The 19,151-nt window shown below is 62.2% G+C and carries 17 protein-coding genes; 12 read left to right on the top strand and 5 right to left on the bottom strand.

Annotation, left to right across the window (positions count from 1 at the left end; translation table 11 throughout):
- Positions 1-95 precede the first annotated feature (95 nt).
- Entirely contained in the window at positions 96-497 is a 402-nt protein-coding gene (locus M0H32_RS10150) for a (deoxy)nucleoside triphosphate pyrophosphohydrolase (protein WP_248153511.1), read from the top strand.
- 22 nt (positions 498-519) lie between these two features.
- Positions 520-750 (top strand): Flp family type IVb pilin, encoded by a 231-nt coding sequence (locus tag M0H32_RS10155; protein ID WP_248153513.1) that lies wholly within the window; start codon positions 520-522, stop codon positions 748-750.
- A gap of 18 nt (positions 751-768) precedes the next feature.
- Here the strand turns inward: M0H32_RS10155 and M0H32_RS10160 are convergent, their stop codons facing one another.
- Positions 769-1,671, bottom strand: coding sequence for a methyltransferase domain-containing protein (locus M0H32_RS10160; protein ID WP_248153515.1), 903 nt, complete (start codon positions 1,669-1,671; stop codon positions 769-771).
- 206 nt (positions 1,672-1,877) lie between these two features.
- Here M0H32_RS10160 and M0H32_RS10165 point away from each other — a divergent pair, with 206 nt between their 5' ends.
- From M0H32_RS10165 to M0H32_RS10180, 4 genes are all read left to right on the top strand, one after another.
- Complete coding sequence (locus M0H32_RS10165; RefSeq protein WP_248153517.1) at positions 1,878-2,612, top strand: ComF family protein; 735 nt, start codon at positions 1,878-1,880, stop codon at positions 2,610-2,612.
- Positions 2,613-2,720: 108 nt separating this feature from the next.
- On the top strand, positions 2,721-2,978 hold the full coding sequence (gene grxC / locus M0H32_RS10170) for a glutaredoxin 3 (RefSeq protein WP_248153519.1): 258 nt from the start codon (positions 2,721-2,723) through the stop codon (positions 2,976-2,978).
- Positions 2,979-3,026: 48 nt separating this feature from the next.
- Complete coding sequence (locus M0H32_RS10175; protein ID WP_248153521.1) at positions 3,027-3,881, top strand: carbon-nitrogen hydrolase family protein; 855 nt, start codon at positions 3,027-3,029, stop codon at positions 3,879-3,881.
- Positions 3,878-4,411 (top strand): DUF1178 family protein, encoded by a 534-nt coding sequence (locus M0H32_RS10180; protein ID WP_248153523.1) that lies wholly within the window; start codon positions 3,878-3,880, stop codon positions 4,409-4,411. The genes M0H32_RS10175 and M0H32_RS10180 overlap by 4 nt, the downstream gene beginning before the upstream one ends.
- A gap of 67 nt (positions 4,412-4,478) precedes the next feature.
- Here the strand turns inward: M0H32_RS10180 and M0H32_RS10185 are convergent, their stop codons facing one another.
- The 3 genes from M0H32_RS10185 to ubiG all read right to left on the bottom strand — a co-directional run bounded on the left by M0H32_RS10185 (position 4,479) and on the right by ubiG (position 6,675).
- Positions 4,479-5,009, bottom strand: a complete 531-nt coding sequence (locus M0H32_RS10185; RefSeq protein WP_248153525.1) for a hypothetical protein — start codon at positions 5,007-5,009, stop codon at positions 4,479-4,481.
- Positions 5,010-5,218: 209 nt separating this feature from the next.
- Positions 5,219-5,914 (bottom strand): alpha/beta fold hydrolase, encoded by a 696-nt coding sequence (locus tag M0H32_RS10190; protein ID WP_248153527.1) that lies wholly within the window; start codon positions 5,912-5,914, stop codon positions 5,219-5,221.
- Positions 5,914-6,675 (bottom strand): bifunctional 2-polyprenyl-6-hydroxyphenol methylase/3-demethylubiquinol 3-O-methyltransferase UbiG, encoded by a 762-nt coding sequence (ubiG, locus tag M0H32_RS10195; RefSeq protein ID WP_248153529.1) that lies wholly within the window; start codon positions 6,673-6,675, stop codon positions 5,914-5,916. The genes M0H32_RS10190 and ubiG overlap by 1 nt, the downstream gene beginning before the upstream one ends.
- A 202-nt stretch (positions 6,676-6,877) precedes the next feature.
- On the opposite strand from ubiG, the gene M0H32_RS10200 reads away from it, so the two are divergent.
- The 6 genes from M0H32_RS10200 to clpB all read left to right on the top strand — a co-directional run bounded on the left by M0H32_RS10200 (position 6,878) and on the right by clpB (position 16,392).
- Positions 6,878-8,128: an aspartate kinase gene (locus M0H32_RS10200; protein ID WP_248153531.1), complete on the top strand. Its 1,251-nt coding sequence runs from the start codon at positions 6,878-6,880 to the stop codon at positions 8,126-8,128.
- 73 nt (positions 8,129-8,201) lie between these two features.
- Entirely contained in the window at positions 8,202-10,469 is a 2,268-nt protein-coding gene (ptsP, locus tag M0H32_RS10205) for a phosphoenolpyruvate--protein phosphotransferase (protein ID WP_248153533.1), read from the top strand.
- Positions 10,470-10,523: 54 nt separating this feature from the next.
- Positions 10,524-11,597 (top strand): peptide chain release factor 1, encoded by a 1,074-nt coding sequence (gene prfA / locus M0H32_RS10210; RefSeq protein WP_248153535.1) that lies wholly within the window; start codon positions 10,524-10,526, stop codon positions 11,595-11,597.
- A 4-nt stretch (positions 11,598-11,601) separates the two neighbouring features.
- Positions 11,602-12,468 carry a peptide chain release factor N(5)-glutamine methyltransferase gene (gene prmC, locus M0H32_RS10215; RefSeq protein ID WP_248153537.1) on the top strand — a complete coding sequence of 289 codons (867 nt, stop codon included), beginning with the start codon at positions 11,602-11,604 and terminating at the stop codon, positions 12,466-12,468.
- A gap of 361 nt (positions 12,469-12,829) precedes the next feature.
- Positions 12,830-13,549, top strand: coding sequence for a DUF4167 domain-containing protein (locus M0H32_RS10220; protein WP_248153539.1), 720 nt, complete (start codon positions 12,830-12,832; stop codon positions 13,547-13,549).
- 245 nt (positions 13,550-13,794) lie between these two features.
- Entirely contained in the window at positions 13,795-16,392 is a 2,598-nt protein-coding gene (clpB, locus tag M0H32_RS10225; RefSeq protein WP_248153541.1) for an ATP-dependent chaperone ClpB, read from the top strand.
- Between the two features lie 77 nt (positions 16,393-16,469).
- Here the strand turns inward: clpB and M0H32_RS10230 are convergent, their stop codons facing one another.
- Complete coding sequence (locus M0H32_RS10230; protein WP_248153543.1) at positions 16,470-18,449, bottom strand: M23 family metallopeptidase; 1,980 nt, start codon at positions 18,447-18,449, stop codon at positions 16,470-16,472.
- Between the last annotated feature and the right edge of the window lie 702 nt (positions 18,450-19,151).

A 19,151-nucleotide genomic window follows, 5' to 3' on the forward strand; every position in this document is an offset into this window, starting at 1 on the left:
GACCCGGGATTCCCGCCCTCGCAGTTCTTACGGTGTTTCCGTGAGGCATGGTTAACGCGGCGTTTCCGTGCCGCCTCAGAACTGGACATGTCCCCATGACCAAGATCGTGCTCGTCGCAGCCTGTGCCCTTGTCGATGTGGATGGCCGCATCCTTCTGGCGCAGAGGCCTGAGGGAAAATCCATGGCCGGATTGTGGGAGTTCCCCGGCGGCAAGGTCGAAACGGGCGAACGGCCGGAAGAGACGCTGATCCGGGAGCTTCACGAAGAGCTCGGCATAGAGGTTAACGAAGCCTGTCTGGCGCCGCTCACATTTGCCAGCCATTCTTACGAAGATTTTCACCTACTTATGCCACTTTTCATTTGCCGAAGATGGGGCGGAATTCCGCAGGGGCGGGAAAACCAGGCACTGAAGTGGGTGCGTGCGAACAGGCTGAGGGACTATCCGATGCCGGCCGCGGACGAGCCTCTCATCCCCCATCTGATTGAGGCCGTTTGAGACCAAGGTCGTTGGGGGAAATATGCATATTCACGACTGTTTGAGCCTGATGTGCATGTCCTTTCTGAGTTGGACAAGAAGGTCATTTCTCAGGGACGATCGCGGGGCGACTGCCATTGAATATGGCCTCATTGTCGGCCTGATCAGCATCGTGGTGCTTGTGGCAATGACAGCCATCGGCAGCACTGTACGCGACGATATTTTCAATGCGGTTTCCACAGCGCTGCAGAATGTGCTGCCCGCAGATTCCTGATCCTAATTCGTTCGAAGCTTAAGGTTTGGTGTCCGGGATCTGCGTTTCCGGTACTCCGAGCGCTTCGGCCAGCCGCGTTTTTGCGGAGCCCGGGCGCAGCGGTTGCTGCTGGCTCTCATGCGGTGCCCAGCCTGCGAGGGTCACGAAGGAAAAGGTCGCCCGGATCCGGCCGTCCGGATCCGAGTAATTTTCGGCATAAAGCTCCGCCGCGCGTAAAAACACGTTCCGGGACAGCGGTGTCCGGCTGCGATCCTTCAAGATCGTGGTCGCTCCCATGGCCTTGAGGTCCGCCATCAGGGCGAACAGCGTGTCGTAGCGCACCGTAAAGGTATCGACATCGGTCACCGGCAGGGCAAAACCGGCGCGCTGCAGCAGACTGCCAAGGTCCCGTGTGTCTGCGAAGGGCAGCACACGCGCATCGGCGCCGCCGCGGATCTCGAGCTCCGCGCGGGTCAGGCTGTCACGCAATTCGCTCAACGTGCCTGCACCGGCAAGGGTTGCCAGAAACAGCCCGTCGGGCTTCAGCGCGCGGCGGATCTGCACCAGAGTGCCGGGCAGATCGTTGACGAATTGCAGATTGAGCGCGGACACAATCAGGTCGACCGACTGCTCCTTGAACGGCAGAAACGCGTCGTCGCAAACCAGGTGTGGTGGCGGCAGGCCGGGATCGGCCGCGAACAGGTCGGCCCGGAGAACCCTGCCGGTCTTGCCACTTGCCCGGAGGGCGTTGGCAATGAGACCCGTGTGGCCGCCGAGATCGACCGCCATTTCAAAGCTGCGGTTGATCAGCATCAGCCTGTCCTGCAGGTCCTCGGTCACTGTCTGCAAAAGAAAATCGGCGCCGGGCTGAGCGCCCATTAAGGCGCGCAGGCGGCGGGACCTGAACAGCGTTCGGTCAAACAGGTCGGGTTGTGCGCTCAACGGATCACTCGGACGTCTTTGAAATCATGGCGGTCACATATGGTATCTGCGGCCGTGCGTCAAAGGAACCGGCCTGACACGGCAGCGGGCCGGATGGTTGCTTGGTGCGCCTTATGGTAGTCTTTCCGATCTTTAAACGGAATGCGGGATCTGTCGTGCGGACTGTCGGCAAGCGTTTGGTGGACCTGTCCGGGTGGACCGCGAGTGTGGTACTCGATGGACTGCTGCCGCGCCGCTGCCTGTGCTGCGACAGCCGCGTAGCGCAGGACGACGGGCTATGCGCTTCCTGCTGGCGGGCAATGCCGTTTCTGGAACGGCCGTGGTGCCAGAGGCTCGGCACGCCTTTCACCTATGATGTTGGATCCGGCGCGTGGAGCCCGCGCGCCATTGCGGAGCCGCCGTTGTTCGACCGGCTGCGTTCGGTTGCCCTCTACGATGGGCCCGCGCGGCAATTGGTCCTTGCCCTGAAATTTTCGCGGCGGCGCGAACTCGCGCGGCCGATGGCGCGCTGGATGGTCCGGTCCGGCGAGGAACTGTTAACCGCCGACAGCCTGGTCGCGCCCGTTCCGCTGCACTGGACGCGGCTGTTGGGCCGGCGTTTCAACCAGGCTGCGGACCTGGCCCGGGAGGTCGCACGGCAAAGCGGAGCCTTCTACGAGCCGCAGCTCCTCAAACGGCACAAACGCACGCGCCAGCAGGTCGGCCTGTCGGCCAGGGACCGTCACAAGAATGTGCGCTCCGCCTTTGTTCCCGGCCCCTTGCGCACAGACACGCTTGCCGGTCGCCATGTGGTTCTGATCGACGACGTCATGACCACCGGTTCCACCGTGGCCGCCTGCACCAAATGCCTGCTGCGCGCGGGCGTGGAGTCGGTTGACGTGCTGACCTTTGCCTTGGTGGATCCGAATGCGCGCGCGGCCGGTACGTCGGATTTTACGTAACATTTTCGACAGTCTCTTGAGTTTCCGGAATGCGCACGCATATAACGCCGGGATTTCGGCGCGCGTCCTCCGCAAAGGTCGGGCGCGACAACAAGAGGATCGGACTATATGGCTGAAGTGGTGATCTACACGCGCCAGATGTGCGGGTTTTGCACGGCGGCCAAGCGCCTGCTGGACAAAAAGGGCGTGGCTTATCAGGAGCATGATGCGACGTTCAGTCCGACCCTGCGCAAGGAAATGGTGCAAAAGGCCAATGGCCGGTCGACCTTCCCTCAGGTTTTTGTCGGTGCCACCCATGTCGGCGGCTGCGACGACCTGCATGACCTGGAGCGTGCCGGCAAACTGGACGCCCTGCTCGCGTCCTGATTTACTGATCCAACAGCCTTCATTTGCCAACAGGAGATAAGCGGTCGGATGGCTTCATTCACGGCAGCATGTGTGCAGCTTCGCAGCGGCAAGAGCGTTTCGCGGAATGCGGAAACCGCCGAAGCCCTGATCCGTGCGGCGGCGCAGGACGGTGCAGAGTATGTGCAGACGCCGGAAATGTCGAACGTGCTGGTGAAATCCCGCGAAGAGCTGCTTGAGCGGATTTCCGTGGCCGACGACGACCCGTTCCTGAAAATGGCAAGGGCCCTTGCCCCCGAGCTTGGCATCCATCTGCATCTGGGGTCGATCGCGGTTCAGGCCGGTGGCGGCAAGGTCGCGAACCGCGCCTTCCTGATCGCGCCAAACGGCTCGATCGCCGCGACCTACGACAAGATCCACATGTTCGATGTCGATCTGCCCAACGGCGAGAGCTGGCGGGAGTCCGCGACCTACGCGCCTGGCACCCGCACGGTGATAGCGGACCTGCCGTTTGCCCGGATCGGTATGGCAGTGTGTTACGATATCCGCTTCCCGGCGATTTTCCGGACACAGGCGCGCCAGGGAGCGGAGGTGCTGACCGGTCCCGCTGCCTTCACACGCCAGACTGGCGAAGCGCACTGGCATGTGCTACAGCGCGCCCGCGCCATCGAAAACGGGGCCTACGTCATTTCCGCCGCCCAGGGCGGGACCCATGAGGATGGCCGCGAAACCTACGGCCACAGCCTGGTGGTGAACCCATGGGGCAAAGTGGTCGCGGAACTGGACGGCGATGAGCCTGGATATGTGCTGGCTGACATCGAACCAGATGAAGTTGCCAAGGCGCGCGGACGCATCCCTGCCATTGCCAATGAGCGGGAGTTTGTCTGTGAGGTCGCCGACGGCCTGAAGGAGATCCCGGCGTGATCAAATACACGCTACAATGCGACGACGCACACACATTTGAGGGCTGGTTCCGAAATTCCGATGATTTCGACAGTCAGTGCAAGCGCAACCTTGTGGCCTGTCCGATGTGTGGCTCGAATGAAGTCCGAAAAGGTTTGATGGCACCGGCCGTCTCAACGGCGCGCGCAAAGGCCGCGCTGGTCGATGCGGCGCGCGCGGAAATGCGTGCCCATGAGGCATCGGCAAAACCGGACGCGATGGGTCAGGCTGGGGGCGAAGGCGGGGCTGTCGCCATGCAGTCATCGGCCCTGCTGCCGAAAGATCTGCAACAGAAAGAAATCGTTGAGGCGCTTCGCCTTGTGCGGGCGCGGATCATCGAGAATTCCGAGAATGTCGGCGCAGATTTCGCCAGCGAAGCCCGCAAGATCCATAATGGCGAAGCGGAAGAGCGCAGCATCTACGGTGAGACGACGCCCAAGGATGCCGAAGCCCTGATGGAAGAAGGCATTGCCGTCTTCCCGCTGCCGGACCTTCCCGACGACAAGAACTGACGAAAAAGCCTCCGCGCGAGCGCGCGAAGGCTCTGGAACTGAAGTTCCCGCCAGAAAGCCGTCCTGATCAGCTCTTCGCCGTTGCCGCCGGCTTGCGCCGTGTCGCAGTTGGTTTGGCCGCAGGCTTGGCTTCCGCGAGGCTTTCTTCGGCGGCCTTACTCAACTCGCTGACGCTTTCCATGGCCGTTTCGCTGAGTTCTTCAACCGCTGCGGCGCTTTCGGAGAAGCTCTCGCGGAACATGGCGGCCTGCTTCTCGAAATGTTCCTGATATTCCGTCGCCATCCGGGAATAGAAATCCTGCAGTGTTGCCATGGTTTCTTCCGGCGCGGTGGATTGACTGAGCGATTTGGCGCATTCGAAATCCTCGCGCAGCCGGTGGCTGACGAAGTCCATGTGGTCGCTGAAGGCCTGTTCCGCGTGGCTCCACATGGTCTGTCCCATCTTCTGGAAACCGGCGACGGTCTTGGCCTCCATCAGGTCCTCGCGCTCGGCAAAGGCCCAGTTGGAAAAGGTCGGCATTGGCCAGCTGCCCATCTTGGGCCAGTCGGCCATCATGGCGCTGAAATCGAAGGCACCCGTATTGCGCTTCGTGGGCATGAAAGATCCTCCGTGTTTGCGTGAATTATTTGCAGTCGCGCGGTCTTTGAATGGTGCCGCTGCGCTGCGCTCCGGCGCGCGAACCCGCTCGCGCTTGTCCAGGACCCAACCCCAAAGTGACGTAACTGTATCCTAGGCTCAAAACCTAACTTTGATCCGGATCAAAAGCGAGTTACGAATTTTTCAGATTGCGCAAAAATGGGGCAGTTTCATGCACGGTTGAGGAAGTCCCGCAGCGTTTTGGTGACCGCGTCCGGAGCTTCCAGCGGCGACAGGTGTCCGCAGCCCTCGATCACCACCAACTCGCTGCCGGGAATGTGTTCGTGGATCTCCCGCGAGATCTCGACCGGGGTCAGCCGGTCGCCGTCGCCGACAAGAACCATGGTCGGGCAGGCGATTTCCCCCAGCCGGGGCCGGCTGTCGATCCGGTCGATCAACGCGGTCTGTTGGCGGATGAAGGCTTCCGGGCCGGTGTCGTGGGCCATCTCGACCACAATGGCCTTCATGTCTTCATCTTCCTCGCGGCTTTCATGGACAAAGCCGGGGTAAAGAAGATGCGGGACCTTGGTGAAGCCGCGCTTGCGGGTCATCTCGATCAGGAACCGCCGACGATCCGCCTGGTCCTGCCCATCCGGCCGGGAATTGGTGTCAAGCAGGGCCAGTTTTGAAACGCGTTCCGGCGCTTCGCGCATGATCTCCATGGCGACGTAGCCGCCCATGGAGAGCGCAATGAGGGAAAACCGGTCCGGGGCCTGGTCCAGGATGCCTCGGGCGATTTCCTCGATGCTGTCATGTTGCCGGTGATCGGCCACCATGATCGGCCGGTCGGCAAAGGCGACGATCTGCTTGGCAAAAAGGGCTTCCGTGCACAGGAGCCCGGGGATGAACAGGATCGGGTCGCTCATTACGAAGCCTTCGGGCGTTCCGCCAGCAGCATGTAATTGACGTCCATGTCGCGCGATTGCGCCCAACTGTCCGTCAGCGGATTGTAGCTGACACCGGACCTGTCGATCACGCTCAATCCAGCCGTTTTCAGCGGTCCCTCGATCTCCGGCGGCCGAACCAGCTTCTCGTAAGTGTGCGTGCCCTGGGGTAACCAGCGCAGCACATATTCGGCGCCGACAATGGCAAGCGCATAGGCTTTCAGCGTGCGGTTGATGGTCGCAACGAACATAAGCCCGCCCGGCCGGACCATGCGGCTGGTCGCCTCAAGGAACAGCGGCACGTCGGCGACGTGCTCGACCACTTCCATATTGAGAACGACGTCGAAATTCTCGCCGGCATCGGCCAGTACCTCGGCGGTTTCCGCACGATAGTCGATCTCAAGCCCGGAGCTTTGCATATGCAGCCGGGCGATTTCGATATTGGTCTCGGACGGATCCGCGCCCATCACCTCGGCGCCGAGCCGAGCCATAGGTTCGCTCAAAAGGCCGCCGCCGCAGCCGATGTCCAGGAACCGGAGACCCTTGAAGGCGTCGGCGGCCTTGGGGTCGCGGCCGAAATGCCGGCAGACTTCCTGCTTGATATAGGTGAGCCGCACCGGGTTGAACTTGTGCAAAGGCTTGAACTTGCCGGTCGGATCCCACCATTCCTCGGCCATGGCCGAAAAGCGCGCGACTTCTTCGCTGTCGATCGTTCCGGTAGTTGCCTTGGCGCTGCCAGTCATTGCTCGGTCCTTTCCAGGGTCGAAGACACAGCTGCCTCCGACCGAATGCCAAATCTTTAGCTGTCGTTCAGCGTCTTTGACCTTTTGTCAAGTAACAGGCCCAGAAGCGCGGTTGCAGCAAAGGGACGCAGCCTGTATGCATGTGCGCCGATCCATCCGGCGCATAGACGCCTCACGACATCTTACAAAGTTTACGAGTGGTATGGCCCGACTGGTTTTAAAATTTGGCGGAACTTCGGTTGCCGATCTCGATCGCATCCGCAATGTTGCCCGCCATGTCAAACGGGAAGTGGATGCCGGGCACCAGGTTGCCGTGGTGGTTTCGGCCATGGCCGGACAGACCAACAAGCTGGTCGAGTTCTGCCGCGAAGCTTCGCCCCTGCACGATGCCCGCGAATATGACGCGGTCGTTGCCTCCGGCGAACAGGTGACCTCCGGCCTCCTGGCGATCGTGCTTCAGGACATGGGCGTCAACGCCCGTTCCTGGCAGGGCTGGCAGATCCCGATCAAGACGGACGAGCAGCATGGTGCGGCGCGCATCAGCGAGATCGACGGCAGTTTCCTGTCGGAACGGCTGGAACAGGGCCAGGTCGCCGTGGTCGCCGGTTTCCAGGGCGTTGCGCCGGACAACCGCATCGCGACCCTCGGCCGCGGCGGCTCCGACACCAGCGCGGTTGCCATCGCGGCGGCGATCAAGGCCGACCGGTGTGATATCTATACCGATGTCGATGGCGTCTACACGACCGATCCGCGCATCGTGCCCAAGGCGCAGCGGCTTGAGCGGGTGTCCTTCGAGGAAATGCTCGAAATGGCGTCTCTCGGTGCCAAGGTTTTGCAGGTGCGCTCCGTCGAAATGGCCATGATCCACGGCGTCCGGACGTTTGTGCGATCCAGCTTCGACGATCCGGAAGCGCCGCAGGTCGGTGCGAACGACTATCCGATTGGTACTCTTATTTGCGACGAGGATGAACTCGTGGAACAGCAGGTTGTCACCGGCATCGCCTATGCCAAGGACGAAGCCCAGATCTCCCTTCGTGACGTGGCCGACAAGCCGGGCGTTGCCGAAAGCGTGTTCGGTCCGCTGGCCGACGCCAATATCAACGTCGACATGATCGTCCAGAACATCTCGCCGGACGGCAAAACGACGGACATGACTTTCACCGTTCCGGAAAGCGACTATCAGCGCGCCACCAAGGTGCTGCAGGACAATCGCGAGGCGATCGGCTTCCAGAAGCTGGAAGGGGCGACCGATGTGGTCAAGGTCTCCGTCATCGGCATCGGCATGCGCTCGCATGCGGGCATCGCGGCCCAGTGTTTCCGGGGCCTTGCCTCCAAGGGCATCAACATCCGCGCCATCACCACGTCGGAAATCAAAATCTCCGTGCTGATCGATTCCGCCTATGCGGAGCTTGCGGTGCGGACTCTCCATTCGCTATACGGGTTGGACGGATAGTCTATCCGGCAGGCTGGCTTTGACGGGGAGTCGGAGCCAACGCCTGACTGAAGCGGGATCAATCGGGGGCGCAATGCGCAGCAACCTGGCCGGACCGCGCCTACTGCTCCGCCGGCTTCGCGAAGTCATGGCCGAGCCGATCACGGCGCAAGAACGACTCGACAAGATCGTGGTTCTGATCGCGTCGAACGTGGTGGCCGAGGTCTGTTCGGTTTACATCCTGCGCGCCGACGGCGTTCTCGAACTTTATGCCACCGAAGGTCTGAACCACGAGGCGGTCCACAACGCGTCGCTGCGCGTCGGTCAGGGCCTGGTCGGCCTTATCGCCGCCGAAGCGCGGCCGCTCAACCTGCCCAATGCCAGCGCGCATCCCGGCTTCGCCTATCTGCCGGAGACGGGCGAAGAAGCCTATAATTCCTTCCTTGGCGTGCCGATCCTGAGAGCCGGGCGCACGCTTGGCGTTCTGGTTGTCCAGAACCAGTCCCACCGGACTTACCTGGAGGATGAGGTCGAGGCTCTGCAGACCACCGCCATGGTGATCGCCGAGATGGTTGCCGCCGGCGAGCTGGAAGCGATCGCCCAGAAGGACACCGGCCTGGATCTGTCCCGTCCGATCACGTCCAGCGGTGTCGGCCTCGCCGAGGGCGTCGGCCTTGGCCATGTGGTGCTGCACGAACCGCGTGTTGTTGTCACCAACCTGATCGCCGAGGACGGCGACAAGGAAAAGAACCGGTTGGACGGCGCCATCAACCGCTTGCGGCTGTCGATCGACGATCTTTTGGCGAGCGGCGAAATCGCGGCGACCGGCGAGCACCGGGAAGTGCTCGAAGCCTATCGCATGTTTGCCTATGATCGTGGCTGGATCCGCAAGATCGAGGAAGCGATCAAGAACGGCCTTACCGCCGAGGCGGCCGTGGAAAAGGTGCAAAGCGACACCCGTGCCCGCATGCTGCGCCAGACCGATCCATACCTGCGTGAACGTCTGCACGACCTGGACGATCTGGCCCACAGGCTGATCCGTGAGCTGATGGGCCGCGAACACGGCCCTGGCAAGGACGAACTGCCCCAGGATGCCATCATCGTCGGCCGCAACATGGGGGCCGCCGAGCTTCTGGATTACGGCCGCGACCGGATCCGCGGCCTGGTGCTGGAGGAAGGCGGACCGACAAGCCACGTGACCATCGTCGCCCGCGCGCTCGGCATTCCGACCGTCGGACTGGTCGACGATATTGTCAGCCTGGCCGATGGCGGCGATGCCATCATCGTCGATGGCGACAGTGGAGAGGTGCATCTGCGCCCCGCCGTCGATCTGGAAAACGCCTATGCGGAAAAGGTCCGCTTCCGCGCCCGGCGTCAGGCGCAATACAGGCGCCTGCGCAACAAGCCATCCGTTACCAAGGACGGCGTCGAACTTTCCCTGCAGATGAATGCCGGGCTGCTGGTCGACCTGCCGCATCTGGAGGAAGCGGGTGCCGCGGGCGTTGGCCTGTTCCGCACCGAACTGCAGTTCATGGTCGCCTCGAGCTTCCCGCGCATGCGCGAGCAGCAGGCGCAATACAGTCAGGTTCTGGACGCAGCCGGCCGCCGGCCGGTGACCTTCCGTTCGCTCGATATCGGCGGCGACAAGGTCCTGCCCTATCTGCGCTCGATCCAGGAGGAAAATCCGGCCATGGGCTGGAGGGCGCTGCGGCTCGGCCTCGACCGGCCGGGCCTTTTGCGCACCCAGATCAGGGCATTGCTGCACGCGGCCGCCGGCCGCGACCTGAAGCTGATGTTCCCGATGGTGGCCGTGGTCGACGAATTCCTCCAGGCCAAGGCGCTGGTGGATAAGGAAATCAAGCATCTGCGCCGTCACGGCCACGCGACGCCGGAGAATGTCCGGCTCGGTGTGATGATCGAGGTGCCTTCGCTGCTGTTTCAGCTCGACGAGTTGATGAATTATGTCGATTTTGTCTCCGTCGGTTCCAACGATCTGTTCCAGTTTTTTTGCGCCGTCGACCGGGGCAACACGCGGGTCGCCGACCGGTTCGACACGCTTGGCGTCGGCTTTCTCCGGGCCTTGAAATCCATCGTCGATGCCGCAAATAAGGCCCATGTCCCGGTGACGCTTTGCGGCGAACTGGCGGGGCGGCCGCTTGAGGCGATGGCCCTGATCGGTCTCGGCTATCGTGACCTGTCCATGTCGCCGGCGTCGCTGGGGCCCGTGAAGGCCATGCTGCGCACGCTGGATGTCGGCCGATTGTCCGCGCGGCTGCTGCCGCGCCTGGAACCCGGCCACGACGACAGCAACATCCGCGATGTGCTCAAGCGCTTTGCGGCCGAAACCGACGTTGCCCTTTAGCGCAATCCGGCGTAACCCACCGTCTTAACGAAATGGCCTGGAGAAACAGCGCGAATGCTGGCGCGTCATAAACTCGATACCCTGCTGGACCGGTTCGCCGAGATCGAGCATCTGATGTCCGCAAATCCGGACCCGGCGGTCTATGTCAGGCTTTCGCGCGAATATGCCGGGCTGGAGCCGCTGGTCGCGAAGATCCGCGCGCTGATCAAGGCCGAGGCGGATCTGAAAGGCACCGAGACGTTGCTGGACGATCCGGAAACCGACGCGGAGATGCGCGAACTGGCCGAGATGGAGCGAGACGATCTGGCCGAAACAGTGGGCGCGCTCGTCAAGGAGGTGCAGATCGGTCTGCTGCCCAAGGACGAGGCGGATGCCAATGACGCCATCCTGGAAGTGCGCGCCGGTACCGGCGGCGACGAGGCCGCGTTGTTTGCCGGCGACCTGTTCCGCATGTATCAGCGTTACGCCGAATTGCAGGGCTGGAAGGTGGAGATCCTGTCCGCCAGCGAAGGCGAGGTCGGCGGCTACAAGGAAGTGATCGCCTCGGTCTCCGGAGACAACGTCTTTGCCCGCCTGAAATTCGAGTCCGGCGTGCACCGGGTCCAGCGCGTGCCGGCCACCGAATCCGGCGGGCGCATTCACACCTCCGCGGCGACCGTGGCCGTGCTGCCGCAGGCCGAGGATGTCGATATCGATATTTCGGACAGCGACCTCAGGATTGATACGTTCCGTGCTTCGGGCGCCGGTGGCCAGCACGTCAACACGACGGATTCGGCCGTGCGCATCACCCATATTCCGACCGGCATCGTCGTGGCCGTCCAGGACGAGCGCTCGCAGCACAAGAACAAGGCCCGGGCGATGCAGCTGCTGCGCGCGCGCATCTATGACGAGGAACGCGAACGCGCCGCCAGCGAACGCACGGAAGCGCGCCGGCTCCAGGTCGGCTCCGGCGACCGCTCGGAGCGGATCCGGACCTACAATTTCCCGCAAGGCCGCGTCACCGATCACCGGATCGGGCTGACGCTGTACAAGCTCGACCAGATCGTTGCCGGCGAAGCGCTTGGCGAGGTCATCGATGCGTTGATCATGGATCATCAGGCAAGCCTGCTTGCTTCCGAAGAGGCCTGATCCGGTGGAGATCGGCCAGCTCTATCGATCCGTGCGCGACCGGTTCCGTGCGGCCGGCCTGGAGACGCCGGAGCTGGACGCAAAATTGCTGGTCAGCGCCGCGCTGGAGATTTCCCTGTCCGCTCTGGTGCTACAGGAGCACGATCGGGCGGGTGATGCGGCCATTGCGCTCGCCGAGGGGCATGCGCTCAAACGTCTGGGCGGCGTGCCGGTCGGACGCATTCTCGGTGAGCGCGACTTCTATGGCCGCCGATTTCTCCTGAATGACGCTACGCTCGAGCCGCGGCCGGATACCGAAACCCTGATCGAGGCGGTGCTCGGCCGCTGCGATCCGGACGAGGCTCTGCTTTTTTGCGATATCGGCACCGGCACCGGAGCGATCGCGGTGACGCTGCTGGCGGAGCTGCCGGCGAGCCGGACGATCGCAGTCGACCTGTCTGTTGACGCACTTCACTGCGCGTACCGTAATGCGGACCTGCATGGTGTTGCGGACCGTCTTTTGCCGGTCTGCGCGGACTATACCGCTGCCCTGAGACCGGCGCAGGACGACCTGTCGCGGGAAAGCCTGGATTGGGTGGTCAGCAACCCGCCCTATATTCGTTCCTCGGTGTTGGGGGAGCTGAGCCGTGAAGTGATTCAGCACGATCCGCTTTTGGCTCTGGACGGCGGTGACGACGGTCTGGAGGCCTACAGGATCATTGTTGCAGATGCGGCACACCTCTTGCGCAAAGATGGCCACATCGCCCTTGAAATCGGCTTCGATCAGGCGGCGGATTTGAAAAAACAGCTGCGTCATCATGGCTTTGGAGCGATTGAAATCATTAGGGATCTTTCCGGAAACGACCGGGTCGTGCTGGCGCGGAAGTTATAATTGCGCCGTTTTGATCCAATGGCGAAAAAGCGCTTGGAAATCGTGACGGAAACGGGTAGGTTGCCCTTGCCGAGACCGGAGATGTGATCAGCGTTCAGCGGGGCATGCGCATCCGGCAGCGTGGGGACGGGCGCACTTTCAGCGTTCTGGAAGCCGTTGCATATCGGACTATCCGGTGTTTACGGACTGTCGAAGAAATGACAAACGCGTGGGCCAGTGGCCTTTAACGCGCTGCGTATGTTTTCAATGACAGCCGCGAACCAGCACGGTTGGTTTCGGTGGCTATTTCGTATCGGTTTATGCAATTCCGATGTTGGGTCGGCGTAATGCTGACCGCCGTTCCGCAAGAGAAAACGGCAGGATGAGACCAGGAAATCAGAGCAATAAGCGTATGCGCGGGCGGGGCCGCAAGGGCCCGAATCCGCTAACCCGGACTTACGAATCCAACGGTCCTGATGTGAAAATCCGCGGCACGGCGATGCATATTGCGGAAAAGTATCAGCAGCTTGCCCGTGATGCCCAGGCATCCGGGGACCGGGTGATGTCTGAAAACTACAATCAGCACGCGGAGCATTATCTGCGCATCGTTGCCGCCGCTCAGCCGCAGCAGCAACCCGCGATGCAGTCAAATGCGCGCCAAGACGGTGACGAAGGCAGCGACATGGCACCGGCGCACACCAATGGCCATGCCAATGGCGGTGAGCGTGCCCAGCAGGAAGCCGCCGCCTCGGACAGCGACCTGATGGATGCCGACAGCCCGCAGCCCTTTATCGAGGACATGCCTGTCATCGATCAGGAAGGCAAGGTGAACGGCGCCGGCCAGAAGGCTGAAGCCGGTGAGGAGCAGGCGGAAGACAAACCGCGCCGCCGCACCCGCACACCGCGGACGCGCGCGCCGCGCCGCGCCGCTTCGGATACCGCCAATGACGATGGCGCGGCCGACGCGGCGCCTGAGGATGTGGAAGCCGCCAATGGCGGCGACGGCGAGGAAGCGGCGAAACCGCGCCGCCGGACAACGCGTCCGCGCCGCACCAAGGCCGCTGACGAGGCTCCGGCCGAAGCAGTGCCCGCAAGCGACTGATCGTGTGAGCGGTCCGTCAGGCCGGTGAAAGCCACAGATGATAGAACGGCGCCCTTCTGGGCGCCGTTTTTGTTTGTGCCCGCAGATTTTTTCGGTTGAAGTGGTCCGGGGCCTTTTGTGATGAAATTGCAACACTATATTAGGAGAGCGGTGCTCATGGAGGCTGCACGGATGCCCGGTTCAGGGGGCCGTATCCAAGATCGTTCCCCACGCTTCGGGTGGTGCGAACGGGCAGGAGGTAACTTATGAACTTTGAGAAATACACTGAGCGTGCACGCGGCTTCGTGCAGTCCGCTCAGACCTTTGCGTTGGGGCGGGGCCACCAGCAATTCACGCCCGAACATATTCTGAAAGTGCTTCTGGATGACCCGGAAGGCATGGCCAGCGGCCTGATCGACCGCGCCGGGGGCAATGCCAAGGCGCTGAAGGGCGACCTGGAAGGTCTACTGGACAAGATGCCGAAGGTGTCCGGCGGCGCCGGCCAGCTCTATATGGGCCAGGCCACGGCGCGCCTGTTCGAGCAGGCCGAAAAGATTGCCGACAAGGCCGGCGACAGTTTTGTCACCGTGGAACGGCTCTTGCTGGCACTGGCCATGGACGGCGACAGCGAGGCCGGCAAGCTGATGAAGCGCCACGGCGTCACACCGAATGCGCTGAACGAGGCGATCAACCAGTTGCGCCAGGGCCGTACGGCCGACAGCGCCACAGCAGAAAACCAGTATGAAGCCTTGAAAAAATATGCACGCGATCTGACCCAGGTGGCTCGCGAAGGCAAACTCGACCCGGTGATCGGCCGCGACGAGGAAATCCGCCGCACCATCCAGGTGCTGTCGCGCCGCACCAAGAACAATCCGGTGCTGATCGGTGAACCCGGCGTCGGCAAGACGGCCATTGCCGAGGGCCTTGCGCTCCGGATCGTCAATGGCGACGTGCCGGAATCCCTCAAGGACAAACAGCTGCTCGCCCTCGATATGGGCTCGCTGATTGCCGGCGCGAAATACCGCGGTGAATTCGAGGAACGCCTGAAGGGTGTGCTTGGCGAGGTCGAGGCCGCCGCCGGCAAGATCATTCTGTTCATCGACGAGATGCACACGCTGGTCGGTGCCGGCAAGGCGGATGGCGCTATGGATGCCTCCAATCTGCTTAAGCCCGCGCTGGCGCGTGGCGAACTCCACTGTGTCGGCGCGACGACGCTCGACGAATACCGCAAGCATGTCGAAAAGGACGCCGCGCTTGCCCGGCGGTTCCAGCCGGTCTTTGTCACCGAACCGACGGTGGAAGACACGGTGTCGATCCTGCGCGGCATCAAAGAGAAATACGAGCTTCACCACGGCGTGCGCATCACCGACAGTGCGATTGTGTCCGCCGCGTCGCTGTCGAACCGCTACATCACCGACCGGTTCCTGCCGGACAAGGCCATCGACCTCATGGACGAAGCCGCCAGCCGGCTGCGGATGCAGGTGGATTCAAAGCCCGAGGAACTGGACGAACTGGACCGCCGGATCATCCAGCTGAAGATCGAGCGCGAGGCCCTGAAAGCCGAAAGCGACGAAGCCGCCCGTGACCGGCTGGTCAAGCTGGAAAAGGAACTGACGGATCTCGAAGAACAGTCCCAGGGGCTGACCAGCCGCTGGCTGGGCGAGAAGGAAAAGCTGAACCTTGAGCAGAAGATCAAGGAGCAGCTGGAACAGGCGCGAATCGATCTGGAAATCGCTCAGCGTCGCGGCGATCTCGCCAAGGCTGGCGAACTCGCCTATGGCGTGATCCCGGATCTTGAGCGGAAACTGGAAGAGGCCGAAGCCTCGGAAGATGCAGATGCCATGGTCGACGAGGCGGTGACCCCGCCCCATATCGCCCAGGTGGTGTCCAAGTGGACCGGCATTCCGGTCGACAAGATGCTGGAAGGCGAGCGGGACAAGCTGCTGCGGATGGAAGATGTGCTGGCGGGCCGCGTGATCGGCCAGGCCGAAGCCATCCATGCGGTTTCGACCGCGGTCCGCCGTGCGCGCGCCGGCCTGCAGGATCCCAACCGGCCGATCGGCTCGTTCATGTTCTTGGGCCCCACCGGTGTCGGCAAGACCGAACTGACCAAGGCGCTGGCCGCGTTCCTGTTCGACGATGACAGCGCGATGGTGCGCATCGACATGTCGGAATATATGGAAAAGCACTCCGTTTCCCGGCTGATCGGCGCGCCCCCGGGCTATGTCGGTTACGAGGAAGGCGGGGCCTTGACCGAAGCCGTGCGCCGGCGGCCCTATCAGGTGGTCCTGTTCGACGAGATCGAAAAGGCCCATGGCGATGTCTTCAACGTGCTCCTGCAGGTTCTGGACGACGGCCGGTTGACCGACGGTCAGGGCCGCACCGTCGACTTCCGCAACACGCTGATCATCATGACGTCGAACCTTGGTGCCGAGTATCTGGTCAACCAGCCGGAAGGCCAGGACACCGACGCGGTGCGGGACGAGGTCATGGGCACGGTGCGCGGCCATTTCCGGCCCGAGTTCCTGAACCGTCTCGACGAGATCGTGCTGTTCCACCGCCTGCAGCGGGCCCAGATGGCCGACATCGTCAAGATCCAGCTGGAGCGCCTGCGCATGCTGCTCACCGACCGCAAGATCACGCTGCAGCTGGACGATGGCGCGCTCGGCTGGCTGGCGCAGAAGGGCTATGAGCCGGCCTATGGCGCCCGTCCGCTGAAACGGGTGATTCAGAAGGATCTGCAGGACCCGCTTGCGGAAAAACTGCTGGCGGGCGAGATCCTCGATGGTCAGACGGTGCATGTCTCGGCCGGTGCGGACCGGCTGATCTTCCAGGTGGACGGTGCGGAAAGCGCCGCTGCCTGAGCTGGCCTTCAGAGCTGAAACCAAAAAAGCCCGCGGACTTCCGGTCCGCGGGCTTCTTCATGTCTGGGCGAAAAGGATCAGTTGACGGCGGCGATCCGCGAAGGCTTGCGCGCCCGGTCGAGTAGGGTCTCGACCCGGTAGCGCTCGGTCTCGAAGGCAGTGCGCATTTCGCCGTCCAGGGTCCGGCCCTTGGGCAGCTTGATACGCATCGGGTCCATGTAGCGGCCGTTGACCAGCACTTCGTAGTGAAGGTGCGGGCCGGTCGACAGGCCGGTGGAACCGACATAGCCGATGATCTGGCCCTGGGTGACGCGGCTGCCTTCCTGAATGCCTTTGGCGAAGCCGGTCATGTGATTGTAGGTGGTGGTGTAGCCGTTGGTATGGCGCAGCTCGATGCGGCGGCCATAGCCGGAACTCCAGCCGGCCTTTTCGATGACGCCATTGCCGGCCGCCATGATCGGCGTGCCGCGCGGCGCGGACCAATCGACGCCGCGGTGCATCTTGGTGTAGCCGTGGATCGGGTGCCGGCGCATGCCGAAGCCGGAGCGGAACTTGCCGCCATTGAGGGGCTTGCGGATCAGGAATTTCTTGGCGCTCTGGCCGGAGGCGTCGTAAAAATCGGTGACGCCGTCATCCGGCGTGCGATACCGGTAGAATTCGCGGGTCGTGTTGCCGGTGTTCAGGGCCGCGTAAAGGATCTTCGGACCGCTGTTTTCATCGCCTTCCGTAAAGAACAGTTCCAGCGCGTCGCCAGGCTGGACGCGGGCGTTGAAGTCCACATCGAAGGAGAACATGCGCACCAGATCGTTGATGATCTCTTCCGGCATGTCCTGCTCAAGGGCGGTCTGGTAGAGGCTGTCATAAATGGCTGGCGTCGGGCCGCCATAAGACACCCGGTCGGCTTCCTCGAACGCGTCGGCAAGGAAGGTGCTGGGTTCCTCGGCCTCGATATACTCGCCGCTGTCGGAGCGGGCGACGGTCGCCCGGTGTTCGGTGTTCTCGTAGATGCTGACCCGTTCCGGGCGCATCCGTTCCAGGTTGTCCGGCGACGGGGCATAGGCGATCCGCAGGCGCTGACCCTCCGCCAGTTCGCCAATGCCGAACAGGCTTTCGAAGGCGCCCGAAATGCCTTGGGCCTCGGCTTGGGTCGCATCGTAATCCATCAGGATGTCGACAAGGTCGGCTCCCTGGGTTACCGGGACGATGCTTTCGTCCATGCCGGCAAAGCGGATATCCTCGTCCTGTTTGGAGACGAAGGAGACGTTTTCCGGCGTGATGCGCACGGCGTAGCGTTCCAGGTCCGGCTGCAGCGCGAGATTGAAATCGAACCGGCCCGGGTCGACCAGCGTCTTGGCCGCCATCTCAACCGCGTCGATAGAAAGCGTGCGGGCGGTATCGCGCACGGCCAGTTCCACTTCGGTTTCGGAGGGTGTTGCGTCCGGGTCGATGGCTGCGCTGGAGGCGGGGAAGGGCGTCAGCGAGATGCTGACTTCGCTTTCCAGCTTGGCGCCATATACGGAATCGGCCAGCAAGGAGGTGCCCGCAGCTTGGCCGCCGAAATCCTGGCCGTCATCGTCATTATGGTCGGCGAACATGTTCAGCGGATTGAAGCTCGGGATCCGGTCGGCGAGTTCGGGATCCTTGCGGGTCGCAAGGGAGGCACTGACAAACACATGCGGTTGAACGCGGATCAGGTCCCTGTCGCCGTCGCGAGTGACCACATTCACATCGATCACGTGTTTGGAGGAATATTCAGCCGCGGTGCGCAGCACCCTGTCGCCCTTGCTGCTGCCGCCGCCGGATTTGGCGAACCCGTTTAGATAGGCATCGGGGGACGTGGCGGCTTCGACACTATACTGGCCGTCGAGCGCGGCCATCAGCGCTCCACCCATCAGCACGAGCGAGGTGACCCCGGTCAGGACGGTGCCCGCGAGCCAGCGCAAGGACACCTGGCGCCGGTCGGACATTCCGCTGCGACCTTCATAGCCGCGCAAGGGCGGTTCATCGCCCAGCTCGACACGATGTGCCTGTGCGCTATGGAAAGGGCCAAAATGCATGAATACCTATCCGGTCCTTATATATATGTGTTCCAAGGGGCGGGACCCCGTGGCCGGAAGCTGCGGGGTCTTTATCGCCAGAGGCAAACATAGCAGATCCTGCTAAATGCAGTGTTTGATTTAAAACGTCAATTGTTTCTGCTGACCGGGCGCGCCGTCCGCTCCCGCCTAGCCTGTCGTTAAGATCAGAATTTGGCCGTTCTGTGGTCGAGTTCGGGTGGCGGGCAGGCTTATGTAAATCGGGTTCGCAGGGAGGCGGGGGCTTGCCGCAAAATAATTTGTTCTGGACCAGCCGGATCCGTGCGGTTTCGAGGGGGAGAACGCTGGCAGTAAAGTATTAAAGGCTGAATTTTCAAGGGAAATCGGGGTGTTCAGCCTTCTGTGAATCTTTTTTGACAAAGTCTGTTGACTCCCGATCAGGCCCTGCGTATAACGCCCTCCATCGACGGCGGCGCCGCCAACACGGCGCCTTTCGCTGTCGGCCCTACCAGACAACTTCGCCGGATGGCCTGGAAACAGGAAGTAGGCTTGATGTCTTTGGGTGAAGGCTTTTACAGCCACATTTGCTGCATGGCGAATGGTTCTTTGACAATTTGGTTATGAAGGAAGGGAAGCGTAGGCGGCGTTGGCCTTGCGATCGCTGGGTGTCTTTTGGCATTTGGTGGTTTTAAGGAGTTACGCAGGTACGCTGATCTTTCAGAC

It is taken from the genome of Roseibium sediminicola (assembly GCF_023156505.1).
GTDB classification, from domain to species: Bacteria; Pseudomonadota; Alphaproteobacteria; order Rhizobiales; family Stappiaceae; genus Roseibium; species Roseibium sediminicola.